Annotated in this window: 13 protein-coding genes; 7 read left to right on the forward strand and 6 right to left on the reverse strand. The window is 61.6% G+C overall.

Annotated features, from left to right (window positions below; all coding sequences use genetic code 11):
* Positions 1 to 13: 13 nt before the first annotated feature.
* Positions 14 to 601 carry a hypothetical protein gene (locus ACZ5DH_RS12225; protein WP_464254533.1) on the reverse strand — a complete coding sequence of 196 codons (588 nt, stop codon included), beginning with the start codon at positions 599 to 601 and terminating at the stop codon, positions 14 to 16.
* Between the two features lie 179 nt (positions 602 to 780).
* Between ACZ5DH_RS12225 and serS the strand changes: the two genes are divergently transcribed.
* Positions 781 to 2055 carry a serine--tRNA ligase gene (serS, locus tag ACZ5DH_RS12230; RefSeq protein ID WP_464254534.1) on the forward strand — a complete coding sequence of 425 codons (1275 nt, stop codon included), beginning with the start codon at positions 781 to 783 and terminating at the stop codon, positions 2053 to 2055.
* Positions 2056 to 2426: 371 nt separating this feature from the next.
* Here the strand turns inward: serS and ACZ5DH_RS12235 are convergent, their stop codons facing one another.
* The 5 genes from ACZ5DH_RS12235 to mtnA all read right to left on the reverse strand — a co-directional run bounded on the left by ACZ5DH_RS12235 (position 2427) and on the right by mtnA (position 8160).
* Positions 2427 to 2717, reverse strand: a complete 291-nt coding sequence (locus tag ACZ5DH_RS12235; protein ID WP_464254535.1) for a putative quinol monooxygenase — start codon at positions 2715 to 2717, stop codon at positions 2427 to 2429.
* A gap of 51 nt (positions 2718 to 2768) precedes the next feature.
* A complete protein-coding gene (locus ACZ5DH_RS12240) occupies positions 2769 to 4307 on the reverse strand; it encodes an L-serine ammonia-lyase (protein ID WP_464254536.1) in 1539 nt (512 codons plus the stop codon).
* 286 nt (positions 4308 to 4593) lie between these two features.
* Positions 4594 to 5019, reverse strand: a complete 426-nt coding sequence (locus ACZ5DH_RS12245; RefSeq protein WP_464254537.1) for a C-GCAxxG-C-C family (seleno)protein — start codon at positions 5017 to 5019, stop codon at positions 4594 to 4596.
* A 2-nt stretch (positions 5020 to 5021) separates the two neighbouring features.
* On the reverse strand, positions 5022 to 7037 hold the full coding sequence (locus ACZ5DH_RS12250; protein WP_464254538.1) for a TIGR04326 family surface carbohydrate biosynthesis protein: 2016 nt from the start codon (positions 7035 to 7037) through the stop codon (positions 5022 to 5024).
* Positions 7038 to 7041: 4 nt separating this feature from the next.
* Positions 7042 to 8160 carry an S-methyl-5-thioribose-1-phosphate isomerase gene (gene mtnA, locus ACZ5DH_RS12255; RefSeq protein WP_464254539.1) on the reverse strand — a complete coding sequence of 373 codons (1119 nt, stop codon included), beginning with the start codon at positions 8158 to 8160 and terminating at the stop codon, positions 7042 to 7044.
* 352 nt (positions 8161 to 8512) lie between these two features.
* Here mtnA and ACZ5DH_RS12260 point away from each other — a divergent pair, with 352 nt between their 5' ends.
* The 6 genes from ACZ5DH_RS12260 (at position 8513) to ACZ5DH_RS12285 (ending at position 16516) form a co-directional block, all read left to right on the forward strand.
* Entirely contained in the window at positions 8513 to 9694 is a 1182-nt protein-coding gene (locus ACZ5DH_RS12260) for an aminotransferase class I/II-fold pyridoxal phosphate-dependent enzyme (protein ID WP_464254540.1), read from the forward strand.
* A 252-nt stretch (positions 9695 to 9946) separates the two neighbouring features.
* A complete protein-coding gene (locus tag ACZ5DH_RS12265) occupies positions 9947 to 11296 on the forward strand; it encodes a homoserine dehydrogenase (RefSeq protein ID WP_464254541.1) in 1350 nt (449 codons plus the stop codon).
* Positions 11293 to 12528, forward strand: a complete 1236-nt coding sequence (locus ACZ5DH_RS12270; RefSeq protein ID WP_464254542.1) for an ATP-grasp domain-containing protein — start codon at positions 11293 to 11295, stop codon at positions 12526 to 12528. Before ACZ5DH_RS12265 ends, ACZ5DH_RS12270 begins: the two co-directional genes overlap by 4 nt.
* A gap of 18 nt (positions 12529 to 12546) precedes the next feature.
* Positions 12547 to 12963 carry a secondary thiamine-phosphate synthase enzyme YjbQ gene (locus ACZ5DH_RS12275; RefSeq protein ID WP_464254543.1) on the forward strand — a complete coding sequence of 139 codons (417 nt, stop codon included), beginning with the start codon at positions 12547 to 12549 and terminating at the stop codon, positions 12961 to 12963.
* 56 nt (positions 12964 to 13019) lie between these two features.
* Positions 13020 to 14654 (forward strand): cation:proton antiporter, encoded by a 1635-nt coding sequence (locus ACZ5DH_RS12280; protein WP_464256557.1) that lies wholly within the window; start codon positions 13020 to 13022, stop codon positions 14652 to 14654.
* Between the two features lie 578 nt (positions 14655 to 15232).
* Complete coding sequence (locus ACZ5DH_RS12285) at positions 15233 to 16516, forward strand: DNA polymerase IV (RefSeq protein ID WP_464254544.1); 1284 nt, start codon at positions 15233 to 15235, stop codon at positions 16514 to 16516.
* The last annotated feature ends 174 nt before the right edge of the window (positions 16517 to 16690 follow it).

A 16690-nucleotide genomic window follows, 5' to 3' on the forward strand; every position in this document is an offset into this window, starting at 1 on the left:
AGCGCGCAGAAGCTTACTTTTTGGCCTCAATAGCCTGAACAATCTTTTGCGCCATGGGCTTGATGATTTCACGCAGGGTATCCAGCATGATGTTGTCCGCCGCGCTGCCCATGGGCATGACCGTGCGCGACTGAGAGGCATTGAGCGTTTCGCTGAAGATGCGGCTCTGGCGATTGGCCACGGCATAGTTGACGCGCATTTGCGTTGAAAGGTCGGTGGCGGACTTTTCGCGCAACCATACCTGGTCAACATCGCCGGTCACCAGATAGTCGGGGTTGCCCGCCTTGGCCTGGCTCACGCTGTCGGCATAGGACACCTGAAGGCCGTTGCGGGCCAGCTCATCGGCAAGGGCTTTGCTTATCCACTGGGTAACGCTGTCATTGGTGACAAAGGCGGTATTGTCACGGCGGGAACCGATGACGGTCATATCCTGCCGTTTGTCTTCAAATGCCACCACCGTCACTCTGGGGGCCTTGGGGCCGGGCAGCACCGCACCTTCCTGGAAGGGCGGCGGCAGCAGACGCACGCTGTTGGCGGGTCCGCAGGCTGTAGCCAGAAAAGCCAGCAAAACAAGGAATAATACGTTGCGCACAGGTTTCATGACAGCCTCGCGTTTTTATAGAAATTTTCAAGAGTATTCCAGTGGTCTATATACGTAAAAAGCCAGCCTTGCAAGGCAGCCTACCCCCATGATAAAGGAATAATGTTATCGCGGGCGACTGCATGTCGCAATTTTACCGCGTATTCGGCGCGATACAGCGCAATTTTTCAGGAGCGGTCATGATCGATCTCAAACTGGTGCAGAGGCAGCCCGAAGTTTTGGCCAAGGCTCTGGCCGACCGTCATTCGGACCTCAGTGTGGACGCATTTCTTGAGCTGGACGGCAAACGCCGCACCCTGCTCACCGAAATAGAAGGGCTCAAGAGCAAACGCAACGAGGCCTCCGGGCAGGTGGCGGCCCTCAAGCGCTCTGGGCAGGATGCCACAAAACTGCTTGGCGAGCTCTCCACCCTGTCTGACCGCATCAAGGAACTGGAAGGCGAAACAGTGCAGGCCAAGGCCAATGTGGAAAGCTGGCTCATGCGCGTGCCCAACATTCCTGACAGCTCCGTGCCCGTGGGGGCCAACGAGAATGAAAATGTCGAGGTAAGCCGTTGGGGCAGCCCTCGTCAGTTCGACTTTGAGGTGCGCGAACACGGCGACCTCGGCGTTGCTCTGGGCGGCCTGGACTTTGAGCGTGCCGCGCGTCTGACAGGCAGCCGCTTTGTGGTGTCCCTTGGCTGGGGAGCCCGCCTTGAACGCGCCCTGGCCGCCTTTTTTCTCGACAGGCACACCCTCCACGGCGACTATACCGAGGTGAGCCCGCCCTACATGGTCAACCGCGCCACCATGACGGGCACGGCCCAGTTGCCCAAGTTTGAGGAAGACCTGTTCAAGTTGCAGGACTGGGACTATTTTCTCATTCCCACAGCCGAAGTGCCGCTGACCAACCTGCACGCGGGCGAAGCGCTGGATGAGGCCGACCTGCCCCGCGCCTACTGCGCGGCCACCCCCTGCTTCCGCTCCGAAGCGGGCAGCGCTGGCAAGGACACGCGCGGCATCATACGCATGCACCAGTTCACCAAGGTGGAAATGGTGCGCTTTGCCCACCCCGAAGACAGCTTCAACCAGCTTGAACTCATGCGCGGCCACGCCTGCGCCCTGCTGGAACTGCTGGAGCTGCCCTACCGCGTCATTACCCTGTGCACCGGCGATATGGGCTTTTCCTCCGCCAAGACCTATGATGTGGAAGTGTGGATGCCCGCGCAGAAAACTTATAGAGAAATCTCGTCCTGTTCCAACTGCACCGATTTTCAGGCCCGCCGGGCAGACATCCGCTTCAGGCCCAAGGGCGGCAAGACGGCCTTTGTCCACACCCTCAACGGCTCCGGCCTGCCCACAGGCCGCACCACCGCCGCCATTCTGGAAAACTGCCAGCAAAAAGACGGCAGCGTCATTTTGCCCAGGGCGCTGGTTCCCTACATGAACGGCCTTGAGGTTATCGAACCGCGCTAGGTTTTTTGGGAAGCATTGATTAAAGAGCTTCCTGGAAACGCGCAGTTATTTCGTTTGGCAAGGCGCGATCTTTTTTTGAAGCAGGAGTGGACTCTTCCGTCCTCGACTGTTTCAAAAAAAGAGAAGCAACACCGCCAAACGAAATAAATCAGCGTTTCCTTAGCATCGAAATGCTTTGTGGGGGAGGAACCCTTTTGTAAAAGGGTCTCCTCCCCCACGCCCCCACCCACTAAAACTTTTATACAAACCTCCCCGCAACGCCATAAGCGTTGCGGGGAGGTTTGCCTTGAAACCGGGAGAAATGCACTGCGTATCAGCTCGCAATGAAAAAGTGGCGCAATGCCGCCCAAACGGAATAAATCAGCGTTTCCCTAAAAAACCTTCTTGAGCAGGGTTACGGCCATGTTCTTGATCTTGCCCTCGGCAAAGCCCACAAAAGCCCTGAAGTGCGGCGTGGCGTTATGCTCGTCAATGGCCTGCTGCGAGGCCCAGGTTTCGATGACGAAAAAGTGGCAGAAATTGGAAAGGTCCTCGGTCAGTTCATAGGAAATATTGCCCGCCTCCCCCCGGCTGCCGTCCACCAGCGCCTGCAGCACGGGCATGAGTTCTTCCCTGTGCTGCGGCAGCACTTCCAGTTCGGCCACAATGCGTATTTCACTCATAAGCGTTCTTCCTTTATTAACAGGCTTGCGTATCAGGATCAGGCGTCAGGGTCAGGCGTTGTCGCCGTGTTTCTTGCGCTCAAGACCTTCGGCCACGGCCTGGGCCAGTCCGCCCAGGGACGTTTCCTTGTAGCGGGACTGCAAATCAAGCCCGGTGCGGTACATGACCTCAATGATGGCGTCCAGTGAGATGACCCGCTGCCGCCCGTCTTCAAGGCGCGAAAGCTGCGCGCAGTTGACCGCACGCTCCGCCGCGACCCCGTTGCGCTCAATGCAGGGTATCTGCACCAGACCGCCAACGGGGTCACAGGTAAGGCCGAGATTATGTTCCATGCCGATTTCCGCAGCCACTTCCACCTGCTTCACGTTGCCGCCCGTCACGGCGCAGTAGGCTCCTGCCGCCATTGAACAGGCCACGCCAACCTCGCCCTGACAACCGACCTCCGCCCCGGAGATGGAGGCGTTGGTCTTGTAAAACAGGCCTATGGCCCCGGCCGTGAGCAGAAAATCAAGAGCGCCCTCTTCCGTGGCATGGGGGTAGAAGTTCTGGTAATAGGTCAGCACAGCGGGCACAACACCGGCGGCTCCGTTGGTGGGGGCCGTGACCACCCGCCCGCCGGAGGCGTTTTCTTCCGCCACGGCAAAGGCGTAGAGCGTCGGCCACAGGCTCAGGTCGCGGCGGCCCTGGGCCTGAAGGGCGCTGACCTTGCGCAGCAGGTTGGGCGCGCGACGCCGCACGTTATAGCCGCCCGGCAGCACGCCGTCAGTGTAGCAACCGCGTTCAACAGAATCCCGCATGACATCCATGACGGCCTGGGCGCGTCGGCGCACCTCCTCGGCCGTATGCCAGAAGCTTTCATTGGCCATGACGATCTGGGCCACGGTTTTGCCTTCGCGCTCGCAAATGGCGAACAGTTCGCCAGCCGTCTTGTAGGGATAGGGGGGCGTGGGCCAGGTTTCGGTTTCGGCGTCAAAGTCCGCGTCTGTACGGATGAAGCCGCCGCCGATGGAGTAGTAGGTGCGGGTATAGACCTCGGTGCCGTCGGCGGCATGGGCCGTGAGCCGCATGGCGTTGGAATGGCGCGGCAAAAACATGCCCTTGTGCAGGCGCATGTCGCGCGCGTAGTCAAAGGGGATCGTATGCGCGCAGATGAGGGTCAGGTCGGCGTTATTCTTGAGTTCCGCCGTGCGCCGCGCCAGATGCGCCGTGTCCACCGAGGCGGGTTCTTCGCCTTCCAGTCCGCCCAAGATGGCCCCGGTGGTGCCGTGCCCTTCGCCGGTGAGCGCCAGAGAACCGAAAAGATCAACGGTAACGCGCCCGATAAGGGGCAAAAGCCCCAGAAGCGCCAGTTCGCCGGCAAAAGCCTTGCCCGCCACCATTGGGCCCACCGTGTGCGAACTGGACGGTCCGATGCCAATCTTGAACAGGTCAAAAACGCTGAGCATGTGGCCCCCTAGAGCAATTTCGCATTGAGAATATCCATTCTCGCGGCAGCCGTTGCCCGAAGGGCTTACGGATGGCGACAGCGATTGTAAGGGACAAACCGTGTCGTTACGCATGCTGTCTTCAAGCGTAGTTTCCTGCGTCACAACGCTTTAAGCATCCGTAAGCCCTGCGGGCAACGGCTGAAGCTGCGCTTACGCCTCCGCGGCGGGCGTCTGCTCCCGCATCCGCCAGAGCAATTTCAAGCGGCAGCCGTCGGGCGACGAAGGAGCCTTACGGATGGCGACAGCATCGCTAGTGAAACTGCTCTGGCGCAAAGATACAGCGGCTCCGCTACAGGCAGAACCGCATATCTCTTTGTGACACAGGACGCTCCACCACGCAACGGGCGAATGACCGCCCGACGCGCCGGAGCGTACCCCTATCCCGAGGCTACTTCAGACAAGAGACAAAATCGTGCAGACAGGTCACGGCCCGCACGGTAAAGCGCTCGCACAAATGGGGAGGATCATCGGCGCGAAAACCGCCGGGCCGCAGATCACTGCACGTCATGCTGCCGAAATTACGGTTGAAAACCAGGGCATAACGTGCGCAGATATCCACCGTCTCTTCTTCTCTTTTGCCCATGGCGGCGCAGTATAGCCCGAGAAAGAGCATGGCCCCTTCCATCAGGCCGCATTGCCCGCCCTGTCCCGCTGCCCCGTGGCAGCCGACAGTGGCCTGATACAGCGAAGGATGCACAGACAGCCCGGTCAGTTGCTCAAGGCAATGCAGGGTTGTCTGGGCGCAGTTGGCGTTATTGTCCCAGTAGCAGTGATGCACCATTTCGAGGATGCGTTCCTGAGTGCCCATTGTCATAGTTACACTCCAAGCAGCTTTTTCCAGCGCGGCAGGGCCGGGTCCAGATCCAGATAATCGGGCGGCAGTCGCAGGGGCGCGGCGGCAGCCAGAGCCCGGGCCACATCCTCAACGCTGCCGGTACGCGGCAAATGCGCCACATCCTGCAAAGGACACAGATCAAAGTCGTTGACCGGCAGCATGCTCATGACCGGCAATCCCTTCAAGGCGGCCTCAAGGGCCACCGTGGTGGAATTGGAAGACCACACCACAACCCCCGGAGCAAGTTCCTCGCTTATGGCCCCCTGAGCGATGCGCGCTTCCGAGATGCGGCGGCCCAGCAGGGCGCGCAGGCGCTCCTCCACCGGCAGGTAGGGGTGGGGTTTTACCACAAGCTGCCAGCCGTTGAGCACGCCCGCATGCAGGGCGCGAGCCAGCAGAACCAGATGGGCCTCGGTTTCATCGTTGAAAAAGCTGGTGACAACCAGAAGACGCTTGGGCTGTTTGGCCCCGGCTGTTTCGCCTTCCTGCCCGGCGGAGCTGTTTGTGGCGGGGCTGTTTGCGGCGGCCGCGCCGCGCGGGCCTTCGGCAAGATAGAGATAGCGCAGCGCTTCCACCTCGCCAAGCCGCTCGGGCGGAACTCCCGCCTGAAGCCACTGGTCGCAGGCCGACCGTCCGTTGCCGCGCAAAGCGTCGGGCTGAAAGGCGTCACAGGGCGGCGTAAAGGTGCGGGGGTCGTCAAAATAGCGAAAATCCGTGGGCCGCACGGTGGAATGCTGCGCCCCGATGACCGGCCCGGCAGTTGGCTCGGAGCACGGCGTGGCGGCGGCTCCCGCCTCACGCATGGACACGGTGAGCATGCGCTCCCAGGGGCAGTTCTCCAGCGGAAAAAGCGTCCAGCGTTGCGGGCCCGCCGCCCTGGCGTACACGTCAAAGGCGCGCTGTTGCAGGCAGCGCTCAAGGCAGCGCCAGCCCCTGAAGGATTCGACCCAGTAGGACTCAAGGTACGGCCAGAAGTTGACAAGCGAACCGGCAAAGCGGAAGGCGGGGCGCACGGCGGGCTCAAGCTTTCTGCTGCCAAGACACAGGCGCAGATACCGCCACAGGGCCGCCCACAGGTCGCGGTGGCGCAAAAATTCCTCAAGGTAGTGAAAGCTGGCCCCGTCCTTGCCTTCGGCGCGGAACCGGTCTCGCAGGGCCGCGCACTGCGCAAGGCTGAACTGCGGCGCGGGAAAACGGATGAAAAGCCAGCGCACCCAGGGCGCGCCTTCCTCTCTGGCGGCGTCATGCAGCACGTCATGCAGATTTTCCCAGTAGCGGGAGCGAAAGCGCCCTTCGCCGGCGGCCTTCACGTCCACATTGGGAAAATAGGTGGCGATGGTGGCCGTTTGTACTGGTCCGTCCTGCCCCCGCACCGGGGCAAGGGCCTTGCCCGCGTCCGGCGTCGCGGGCAGCTTGCGGCGCACGGTCCACAGCCAGTGCCCGTACCGGGCCAGAGCGCGCAGCGGCGCGGGCGCGGCATCGTACAGACGCCGCAAAAGAGGCGCTGGCCGCTCCAGGGGCGCTGGCACGCCCTGCTCAAGGGAAAACGTCCGGCCGGACGCGCGGCACATGTCGGCCAGAACTTCGCGCAGGGTGTCATCCCCGCCGCTGAGGCACAGGGCCGAAATACCCTCCTGATCCATAAACCGTTCAAGGGCGCGCAGCTTGTACACGGTGTACAGGCCCGGCGTCATCTTGGGATGGCGCTCATACAGCAGGGAGCACCACCACATGGACAGCGCGTGCCCGGCCCGCAGCCAGTCCTGCGCCTCTTTGCCCTCCACTGTCAGTCGCCCCAGGTCATAGGCCCAGGCCGCATGCTCCGCGCGGATGGCTTCAAGGTCGGCGCGCAGAAGGGCAGGCAGTGAAACATGCCCCATGGGCGGCTCCCAGCCCTCCCACTGCATGACGGTCTGCCGGGATTGTTCGCCGCTGGCGTCCTGGCAGGGCCCAAGGTCCGGCTGACCGGGGCCGACGACGAGGATAAGCTCCTTCATGGGCCTAGCTCCTGCCGGGCGCAGCGTCACTGCCCCCGCTTTCCGGCCCTGCCCCCCCTATGCCCGCGCTGCGGCCGGTGCTCAGGTCATTGAGCGCAGCCCAGATGGACAGCCCGTAAGGCGGATACAGCACGCCTTTTTCAGTAATGATGCCACAGATATATTCCGCCGGGGTCACGTCAAAGGCATAGTTGAACACAGGCACGTTTTTTGGGCAAAGCCGCGTTTCGCCCACGTGCGTCACTTCCCTGTCCGGGCGCTGCTCAATGGGAATGCCCGCGCCGTCGGGCGTGGCCAGATCAATGGTGGACAGGGGCGCTGCCACGTAGAAAGGTATATGAAAATGTCTGGCCAGCAGGGCCACGCCGTAGGTGCCTATCTTGTTGGCCGTATCGCCGTTGGCGGCAATGCGGTCAGCCCCCACCACCACGCGCTGCACAAGCCCCCTGCTCATGAGCAGGGCGCAGGCATTGTCGCAGGCCACGGTTACGGGAATGCCGTCACGCGCGAGCTCCCAGGCGGTAAGGCGCGCGCCCTGAAGAAAAGGACGTGTTTCGTCGGCAATAACGCTGATCTTCTTGCCCGACTCCGCCGCCGCGCGGATAACGCCAAGGGCCGTGCCGTAGCCCGCCGTGGCCAGGGCCCCGGCATTGCAGTGGGTGAGCACGCAGTCGCCGTCATTGATGCAGGTTGCCCCGTGGCGGCCCAAAGCCCTGCAAATGGACACATCCTCATCCTGCATGGTCTGGGCCTCATGAATAAAGGCCGTAAGCAGGGCCGACTGATCAATATTGGCCCCGCCAAAGGATCGCCACTTGTTGCGCATGCGGTCCACGCCCCAGCGCAGGTTCACGGCTGTGGGCCTGGCGGCGGCTATGCGCTCCATGCCAAGCTCAAGTCTGGCGGCCCAGTCCGGCCCCTGCGCGTCCCTGAGAGCCAGCACGCAGCCCCACGCCGCCGTAACGCCGATGGCTGGCGCGCCACGCACGACCATGGTTTGCAGGGCGCTGATGACGTCTTGCGCTGTCCGGCACACAAAGTCCGACTCCTGCTCGGGCAAGAAGCGCTGGTCCAGCAGGTGCAGCTCAAGGGTTTGATGATCAAAACGGATATGGTCGTCCATGCGTTCCTCCGGGCATACTTGCCGGAAGATTACACCACAACGGGCTGAAAGCAAAGAGCGCCGGGTTGATAGCCGGGGACGTCTTTCTTTTTACGCGACATAACCATGTGAGAAGAAGGGGAATTGGTTGATTATCCCATACAGAAGCTTTACAAACCGGCTTTTCGCTGGCTATGGTGCACATACTCTGTGAGGGACGCCTGTGGCGTCCGCCGTGCCCGCGCCGCAGGCGCAACTGACACGGTTTTTTTCACCCTTGCGCGGCAGAGCGACACAGCTGGCCGCCCGCCGCGCCGCCGCAAGGGCGCTTTTGCCTTTGACGGGACAATCAATATGCTCTGGGAGCAAGACAATGGAAGAGTTTTCACGCATTCGCCGCCTACCCCCCTACGTTTTCGCCGTTGTGGGGGACCTCAAGATGCGGCTTCGTCGGCAGAACATCGACATCGTGGACTTCAGCATGGGCAATCCGGACATCCCCACGCCCGCCCCCATTGTGGAAAAGCTCGCAGAGGCAGCACTCAAGCCCATCAACCACCGCTATTCCCTTTCGCGCGGCATACCCAACCTGCGCAAGGCCGTCTGTGACCGCTACAAGCGCCACTTTGACGTGGACCTTGATCCGGAAAGCGAAGCCATTGTGACCATGGGCTCCAAGGAAGGGCTCGCCCACCTTTCGCTGGCCATGCTTGAGCCCGGCGACGTGGTGCTTGCGCCCGACCCCACCTACCCCATCCACAAATACGCCCCGGTCATCGCCGGAGCGGACGTGCGCAGCGTGCCCATCGGCCCCGGCAGGGACTTTTTTGAAGACCTTGAGGCCGCCACCCGCCAGGCCTGGCCCAAGCCCAAACTGCTTTTCCTCTGCTATCCGCACAACCCCACCACCGAAGTGACGGATCTGGCCTTTTTCGAAAAGATTGTGGAATTCGCCAAGGAAAACAATATCTGGGTCATACATGACCTGGCCTACGCCGACCTTGTTTTTGACGGCTACAAGGCCCCGAGCTTTCTTCAGGCAAAAGGCGCCAAGGACGTGGGCGTGGAGTTCTACACCCTGTCCAAAAGCTACTCCATGCCCGGCTGGCGCGTGGGCTTCTGCATGGGCAACAAGCACCTCATCCACGCGCTGGGCCGCATCAAGAGCTATCTTGACTACGGCATCTTCCAGCCCGTGCAGATAGCCGCCACAGTGGCCCTTAACGGCCCGGAAGACTGCGTGCAGAACATCTGCGACATTTACAGAGAACGGCGCGACCGCCTTATCGACGGGCTCAACCGCATCGGCTGGGAAGTGCCTTCACCCAAGGCCACCATGTTTGTCTGGGCGCGCATACCCGAAGCCTTCCGCAAGATGGGTTCCGTGGAGTTTTCCAAGTTGCTGCTCACCGAGGCCCACGTGGCCGTCTCGCCGGGTCTTGGCTTCGGCTCTTACGGCGACGAATACGTGCGTTTTGCCCTTATTGAAAACGAGCACCGCACGCGGCAGGCGGTCAGCAGCATGCGAAAGCTTTTGTCGGGCTCTTCCGACTAGAGCTGATTGCCGTTGCGAATGCGCATTGCCAATGTTTTCGGCACACCCGCCAAAGCACAGGACGTCTGCGCGTTCCTAAAGGCGCCCCCTGCCGGAGCGGGCGGCGTATGCCTGTTCCGCGCTTTCGGATATTGAGACCCGTTGGCGCATGCCGTAGGAGAATAGAAACGCGGAGGCCGGGCTTACCCGGCCTCTGTCAAAACCGGTGCCTTATCAGTTGCGGTTTTGCTACCGGGCACTTTCGGAGAAATCATGACCAAGAACAGCGACAAGCCACTGGTAGTGGGCCTGGCCGGATTCGGCACAGTGGGCGGCGGCCTGGTACGCCTGATCGAGGAAAACGCGGACCTTATCCGCCGCCGCTCCGGTCGGGACATCCTGCTCAAGAAGGTTCTGGTGCGCAATGCCAAGAAGGCGCGCAACGTGCCCCTGCCCGACGGGGCGGAGCTGACCACCAATCCCCGCGACCTTACGGACGATCCCGAAATCGACGTGCTGGTGGAGCTTATGGGCGGCATTGACCATGCCCGTGACCTTATTGACCGCGCCCTTGACCAGGGCAAGCACATTGTCACCGCCAACAAGGCCCTGCTGGCCGAGGAGGGCCTTGCGCTGTTCCAGAAGGCTGACCGCAAGAGGCGCATCCTGCGCTACGAGGCCAGCGTGGCCGGGGCCGTGCCCATTGTGGAGGCCCTCAAGGAAAGCCTCACGGGCAACCGCATCCAGTCCCTCATGGGCATTCTCAACGGCACGAGCAACTACATCCTGTCCGAAATGACCTCCAACGGTCTGGACTTTGACGTGGCCCTCAAGCAGGCCCAGCACCTGGGCTACGCCGAGGCCGACCCCACCCTGGATATCGACGGTCACGACGCGGCGCACAAGCTCATCCTGCTCATCCGCCTGGCCTACGGGGTGCACTATCCCTACACGGCCCTCTCGGTGCGCGGCATCCGCGGCCTTTCGGCCCTGGATATCCGCCTGGCCCGCGAATTCGGCTACCGCATCAAGCTGATCGGCCAGGTGCGGCAGGTTCCCTGCCCCGAAGAAAAGGCCGACGCAAAGGACTGCGGCGACGGGCCGGTTCGCCTTGAAGCCGGGGTTTTTCCCGCCCTTGTCTACCACAAATACCTGCTGGCGCGCGTGGGCGGCGCATACAATGCCGTTCGCGTGGACGCCAACGCCTCCGGCCCGCTCTTCTTCCACGGGCGCGGCGCGGGCGACCTGCCCACCGCCGGAGCCGTGCTGGCCGACCTGCTGGCCGTTGCCCGCGACGAACGCCCCAACAACACCGGCTTTGTGAGCAAGGAACTGCCCAAGGCCGCCATTGTGCCGCCTGAAGAGTGGCGTTCGTGCTATTACGTGCGCGTGATGGTGCAGGACGCCCCCGGCGTGCTGCGCGACCTTTCGGGCTGCATGGCCGCCGAGGGCATCAGCATGGCCCAGGTCATCCAGAAGTCCGACGAAGGTCAGGGCGTGCCCCTGGTCTTCATGACGCACGAAACAACCGCCCAGGCCATGAGCGACGCGTTGCAGCGCACGCTTGACGCTGGCCTGCTCAAGGAACCCGCGGTGTACTTCCGCGTGCTGGGCGGCGAATGATCATTCTCGACCAACCCTATGTTTCGCCGGAGCTGCTGGCCTACGCGGCAGCCCGGCAGGAACCGGTTCTTGACAACTACATGGCGCGGGCCTGTTCCACCGAGCGTAAAATGCAGGGCAGGCAGGGGCTCAACCTCGTGCCCGAAGCCCGCTTTGCCGCCATGCTGCGCGGCGGACAGGGCCAGGATTACAGCCAGGATCTCGACCAAAATCCCGGCAATGCCCACGGCGCGGCAGATCCCCCACGCCTGTACACCTGCTCCGAAAATTCCCTGGCCTGGGTGACGGAGCACTGCTCTCCGGCCCTGGCCGAAGCCATTGCCAAGCTCAAGAACAAGGCGCTTACGCGCGAACTGCTGCGCCCGCTGGACCCGGACTATTACTATCGCCGCCTCGGCCTTGCAGAAATGCAGGCCCTGCCTTTTGAAGCCCTGCGCACGCCCTGCGTGCTCAAGCCCGCCGTGGGATTTTTCAGCCTTGGGGTCTACCGCGTCGGCGACGCCCAGGACTGGCATGCCGCCAAAAGCGCCATTGCCGCGGAAGCGGAACGGTGGGCCGCGCAGTACCCGCAATCGGTGGTTGACGGCAACGACTGGCTGCTGGAAGAATATATTGATGGCGATGAATACGCCGTGGATGTATACTTTGATCAGGACGGACAGGCCGTCATCTGCAACATTTTACGGCATGAGTTCACCGGCGACGACGACGTGAGCGACCGCCTCTACTACAGCAGCGCGAGCATCATCCACGAAAGGCTGGCGGAATTTGAAAACTGGTTCAACAGGGTCAACGCCCTGCTGGGCCTGCGGAACTTTCCGGCGCACGTGGAACTGCGCCGCCACGCGTCCGGGCGCATCCTGCCCATAGAGTTCAACCCCCTGCGCTTTGCCGGCTGGTGCAGTACGGACGTAAGCCTTTTTGCCTGGGGTTTCCACTCCTACGGCTGCTTTCTTGAAGGCACGAAGCCGGACTGGAAAAACATCCTCAAAGGCAAGGAAGGCAGGCTTTATACCCTCATGGCGCTGAACAAGCCCGCCAACTGCCCGCCCATACACGGTTTTGACTACGAGGCTCTGGCGCAAAGATTTGCAAAGGTGCTCTGCCTGCGCCGCAATGACTATACCCGGTATGGCCTGTTTGGTTTTCTGTTTACTGAAACCCCCGAAAGCCAGCGGGAGGAGCTGGACCGCATCGTCCGGTCCGACCTGCTGGAATTTGCCGTAATCTGACCCCCCAAGGAGGCGGCCGTGCTCAGCCTGGAATTTGAGACCACAAGCCGCAGCGACATGCGCGACATAACCTCGCAACTGCGCAGTGTGGTGCGCCGCAACGCCATTGAAAAAGGCTGGCGCAACGGCGTGCTGGCGCTCTTCTGCCCACATACGACCTGCGGCCTCACGCTCAACGAAGGGGCAGACCCCGACGTTCGCCGCGACATACTGACCTTCTTCAGCGGGCTTGTTCCCCGCCTTGGCGACTATCACCATGCCGAAGGCAACAGCGACGCCCACATCAAGGCCACCCTGCACGGCCCCTCACTGACCCTTTTTGTGGAAAACGGCGAACTGTGCCTCGGCACGTGGCAGTCCGTCTATCTGTGTGAAGGGGACGGCCCGCGCCGCCGCAGCATCTGGCTGCAATGGCTGGCCGGTGAGGAGGAATAGCCGTGGAACACCAGACTGACCTGATACTGACCCTTGCGGGCGGCCTTTCCGCAGCCATGATACTGGGCTTCATCACCCAGAAACTGCGCCTTTCGCCTCTTGTGGGCTATCTGCTGGCGGGCATTCTGGTGGGGCCGTATTCGCCCGGATTCGAGGCCGACGCCTCCACGGCGGCCCAGTGCGCTGAAATCGGCGTCATCCTGCTCATGTTCGGCGTGGGGCTGCACTTTCACCTCAAGGATCTTCTGGCCGTGGGGGCCATAGCCCTCAGCGGCGCTGCCGTGCAGATTTCGGCCGCCACCCTGGCCAGCATGGTATTGCTGCACTATTTCTTCGGCTTTTCCCTGATGTCGGCGGCCATCTTCGGTATGGCCATATCCGTGGCAAGCACCGTGGTGCTCACCCGCGTTCTCACCGACAATCACCAGCTCCATACCCATACGGGGCACGTGGCCCTGGGCTGGCTGGTGGTGGAGGACATCTTTACCATCCTGCTGCTTGTGCTGCTGCCCGCTGTGCTCAGCCCCGGAGGCGAGTTCTGGAGCGCCCTTGGCCTCACCCTGCTCAAACTGGCCGGGCTTACGGCCTTTACCCTCATTGTGGGGCAGAAGCTTATTCCCCTGTTTCTGGGCTATGTGGCCCGCACGGGCACGCGCGACCTCTTTACCCTGGCCGTCATAGCTCTGGCTCTTGGCATCGCCGTGGCGGCCGCCTACGTCTTTGACGCCAGCATGGCCCTGGGGGCTTTTCTGGCGGGCATGGTGGTGGGGCAGTCCGAGTTCAGCGCGCGCGCCGCCGCCGAGGCCCTGCCCCTGCGCGACGCCTTTGCGGTGCTCTTTTTCGTTTCAGTGGGCATGCTCTTTGATCCCGTGGCCCTGCTTACGGACTGGCCGCTCATGCTGGTGACACTCTTTGTCATCATGGTGGTCAAACCTCTGGGCGCGCTGGCCATGACCAGCCTTTTTCGCAAGCCCCTGCGGCTGGGCCTGGCGGTTTCGGCCTCACTGTCGCAGATCGGCGAATTTTCCTTTATTCTCGCTGCCATGGGCATCAGCCTCGGCATTTTTGACGCCAGGGTCAACAATGCCATCATTCCGGCGGCCATGATTTCCATCACGCTGAACCCAATGATCTTTCGCAAGCTTGAAAGCGTGGCACGCTGGATCGAAGCCAGACGCAAAAACGGCGCGCCCGCTGAAAGCGCGCCCGACACGGCAGTTGATGACGGCAAGCCCCACGTTGTGGTCATCGGCTACGGCCCCGTGGGCCGCAGCTGTTGCAGCATTTTGCGCGAGAGCGGCATTACGCCCGTGGTCGTGGAAATGAACATCGACACCGTGCGCAAGGAACGCGGCAAGGGAGTGCCCATCATTCACGGCGACGCCGGACAGGCCGAAGTGCTGCGTGAGGCTGGTCTTGAAAAGGCCGAAGCCCTGCTTTTGACCACGCCCAGCATACCCGCCTCGGATGTGGCGGCCATTGCCAGCGCCGTCAACCCCGATGTGCGCATCCTTGTGCACACGTCCTTTGTGGGCGACGCGCGCAAACTGCGCCAGCAGGGCGTTACCGCCGTATTCAGCGGCGAGCGCGAAGTGGCGCTGGGCATGTCGGAATATCTGCTGCGTTACCTTGGCGCGCCGGAAGCCCTTGTGCAGACGGAGCTTGAAAGGGTCCGCCAGAAGCTGGATTAAGGGAAACGCTGATTTATTCCGTTTGGCGGCGTTGCTTCACTTTTTTTGAAACAGTCGAGGACGGAAGGGGCCACTCCTGCTTCAAAAAAAGCTCGCGCCTTGCCAAACGAAATACCAGCGCGTTTCCAGGAGGCTCTTTAATCAGGGCTTCCTTAGGTACAGACCTCATTGTATTTTTGAATCCTTTGTGGGGGGAGGGACCCTTTTGCAAAAGGGTCCCTCCCCCCACACCCCCTCCCCCTAGAGCATTTTGCTTTTGAAACAGTCCCTGTTTCAACGCATCATTCTGGCGAAAAACGTGGTTTTCGCCAGAATCCACGCCACGTTGTGGCGGCTGCCGCCTTCGCGTCAGCAGAGCAATTTCAAAGTGAAATTGCTCTAAAATTCTTAGTGTATTCTGGCATAGTACGAAGGGCCTTATGAACTGAAACGGGAGTACAGCCCTGCCTACAGCCTGGCGCGCACGACGCCCCCTGGCCGGCGTTTGCCCTGTCAGGCCGCCCCGTGCTATCCTGAAGGCATCCCGCACAATAATCAACTAACTAATTTTATTCATAAATTTCTCCAGGGCCGCCGCCATGATTATTCATATCGATATGGACGCCTTCTTCGCTTCGGTGGAGCAAATGGACAACCCCGACCTGCGGGGCAAGCCCGTTATTGTGGGCGGCAGCAGCGACAGGGGTGTGGTTTCCACCTGTTCTTATGAAGCGCGGGTTTTTGGCGTGCATTCGGCCATGCCTATGGTCGTGGCACGGCGGCTGTGCCCGCAGGCAATCATCGTGCGCGGACGCTACCCGCGATACAGCGAACTCTCCCACGCCATCATGGACGCCCTGCGGGATTTTTCGCCCCTTGTGGAGCCCGCCAGCGTGGACGAGGCCTATGTGGACGCCACAGGCCTTGAGCGCCTTTTTGGCCCGCTGGAAGACCTTGTGGCAGCCATCAAGACCCGCATCGTGGAAGTCACGGGCGGCCTGACCTGCTCGGTGGGCGTGGCTCCGGTAAAATTTCTGGCCAAGATATGCTCTGAAGTGAACAAGCCTGACGGCGTTTTCATACTGCGTCCCGAAGATGTGGACGCCTTTTTGTGCGCCCTGCCCGTGGGCAAAATCCCTGGCGTTGGCAAGCGCATGGTGCAGAACCTGCAGGACCTTGGCATCAAAACCGTGGGGCAGTTGCGCCGCTTCAGCCCGGAAGTGATGGAACGCCGCTTCGGCAAATGGGGCGCTGTGCTCTACGAGCGCGTCCACGGACGCGACAGCCGCAAGGTCGAGACTGAACGCGCCGCCAAGAGCGAAAGCGCGGAATGCACCTTTGCGCAGGACACGCGGGACAGGACGTTTCTACAGCGCATGCTCATGGCCCATGCCGAGCGCGTGGGGGCTTCCCTGCGCAGGCACGGCTACAAGGGCCGCACCATTACCCTCAAGGTGAAATTCTGCGACTTCAAACAGATCACGCGCTCCCACACGCTGGAGGAACCCGTCAACGCCACGGAAACCATATTCGAGACAGGATGCCGCCTGCTGGCCGAACTGCCCCTGCCGCAGCCGGTGCGCCTCATCGGGCTTGGCGTGTCCGGCTTTGACGCGCCCGCGAACCAGCTTTTTCTGCCGGGCACGGGCAAGGCCGCTGGGCAGAACCTTGACCCGCAGGTTGAGGCCAAAAGACAAAAACTGGACGCCGCCCTGGACAATCTGCGCGAAAAATTCGGCAGGCAGGCCGTGCAGCGTGGCCGTCTGTTCACCCTTGCCCAGCAGGAAGACGCGCCGGAGCGGGTGAACAACGGCAAGGGCGACGGGGTGGAGAAAAAGCCCGAAAAGGGCGGCAAAAAACCGGGCGGCAAGCCATCGCCATAACCCACGGGATCATAAGGCCGCGACATTCTAATCCTGCGGCATCATAACCTGTCGGCATTCTAACCCATCCTCCTCATAATCCAGCGGCCTCATAATTCATCCGCAGCATACCCCACCATCATAAGGCAGCCGAATCTTCGCAAAGAGAATCCGCGCCAGATCAGGGCTGAGGTT

It is taken from the genome of Desulfovibrio simplex, from assembly GCF_055387835.1.

Excerpts from the sequence above, each read along its gene's own strand:
- ACZ5DH_RS12225 (WP_464254533.1), bottom strand. The coding sequence starts at position 601 with ATGAAACCTGTGCGCAACGTATTATTCCTTGTTTTGCTGGCTTTTCTG.
- serS (WP_464254534.1), top strand. The coding sequence starts at position 781 with ATGATCGATCTCAAACTGGTGCAGAGGCAGCCCGAAGTTTTGGCCAAG.
- ACZ5DH_RS12235 (WP_464254535.1), bottom strand. The coding sequence starts at position 2,717 with ATGAGTGAAATACGCATTGTGGCCGAACTGGAAGTGCTGCCGCAGCAC.
- ACZ5DH_RS12245 (WP_464254537.1), bottom strand. The coding sequence starts at position 5,019 with ATGACAATGGGCACTCAGGAACGCATCCTCGAAATGGTGCATCACTGC.
- ACZ5DH_RS12250 (WP_464254538.1), bottom strand. The coding sequence starts at position 7,037 with ATGAAGGAGCTTATCCTCGTCGTCGGCCCCGGTCAGCCGGACCTTGGG.
- mtnA (WP_464254539.1), bottom strand. The coding sequence starts at position 8,160 with ATGGACGACCATATCCGTTTTGATCATCAAACCCTTGAGCTGCACCTG.
- ACZ5DH_RS12260 (WP_464254540.1), top strand. The coding sequence starts at position 8,513 with ATGGAAGAGTTTTCACGCATTCGCCGCCTACCCCCCTACGTTTTCGCC.
- ACZ5DH_RS12265 (WP_464254541.1), top strand. The coding sequence starts at position 9,947 with ATGACCAAGAACAGCGACAAGCCACTGGTAGTGGGCCTGGCCGGATTC.
- ACZ5DH_RS12270 (WP_464254542.1), top strand. The coding sequence starts at position 11,293 with ATGATCATTCTCGACCAACCCTATGTTTCGCCGGAGCTGCTGGCCTAC.
- ACZ5DH_RS12280 (WP_464256557.1), top strand. The coding sequence starts at position 13,020 with ATGATACTGGGCTTCATCACCCAGAAACTGCGCCTTTCGCCTCTTGTG.
- ACZ5DH_RS12285 (WP_464254544.1), top strand. The coding sequence starts at position 15,233 with ATGATTATTCATATCGATATGGACGCCTTCTTCGCTTCGGTGGAGCAA.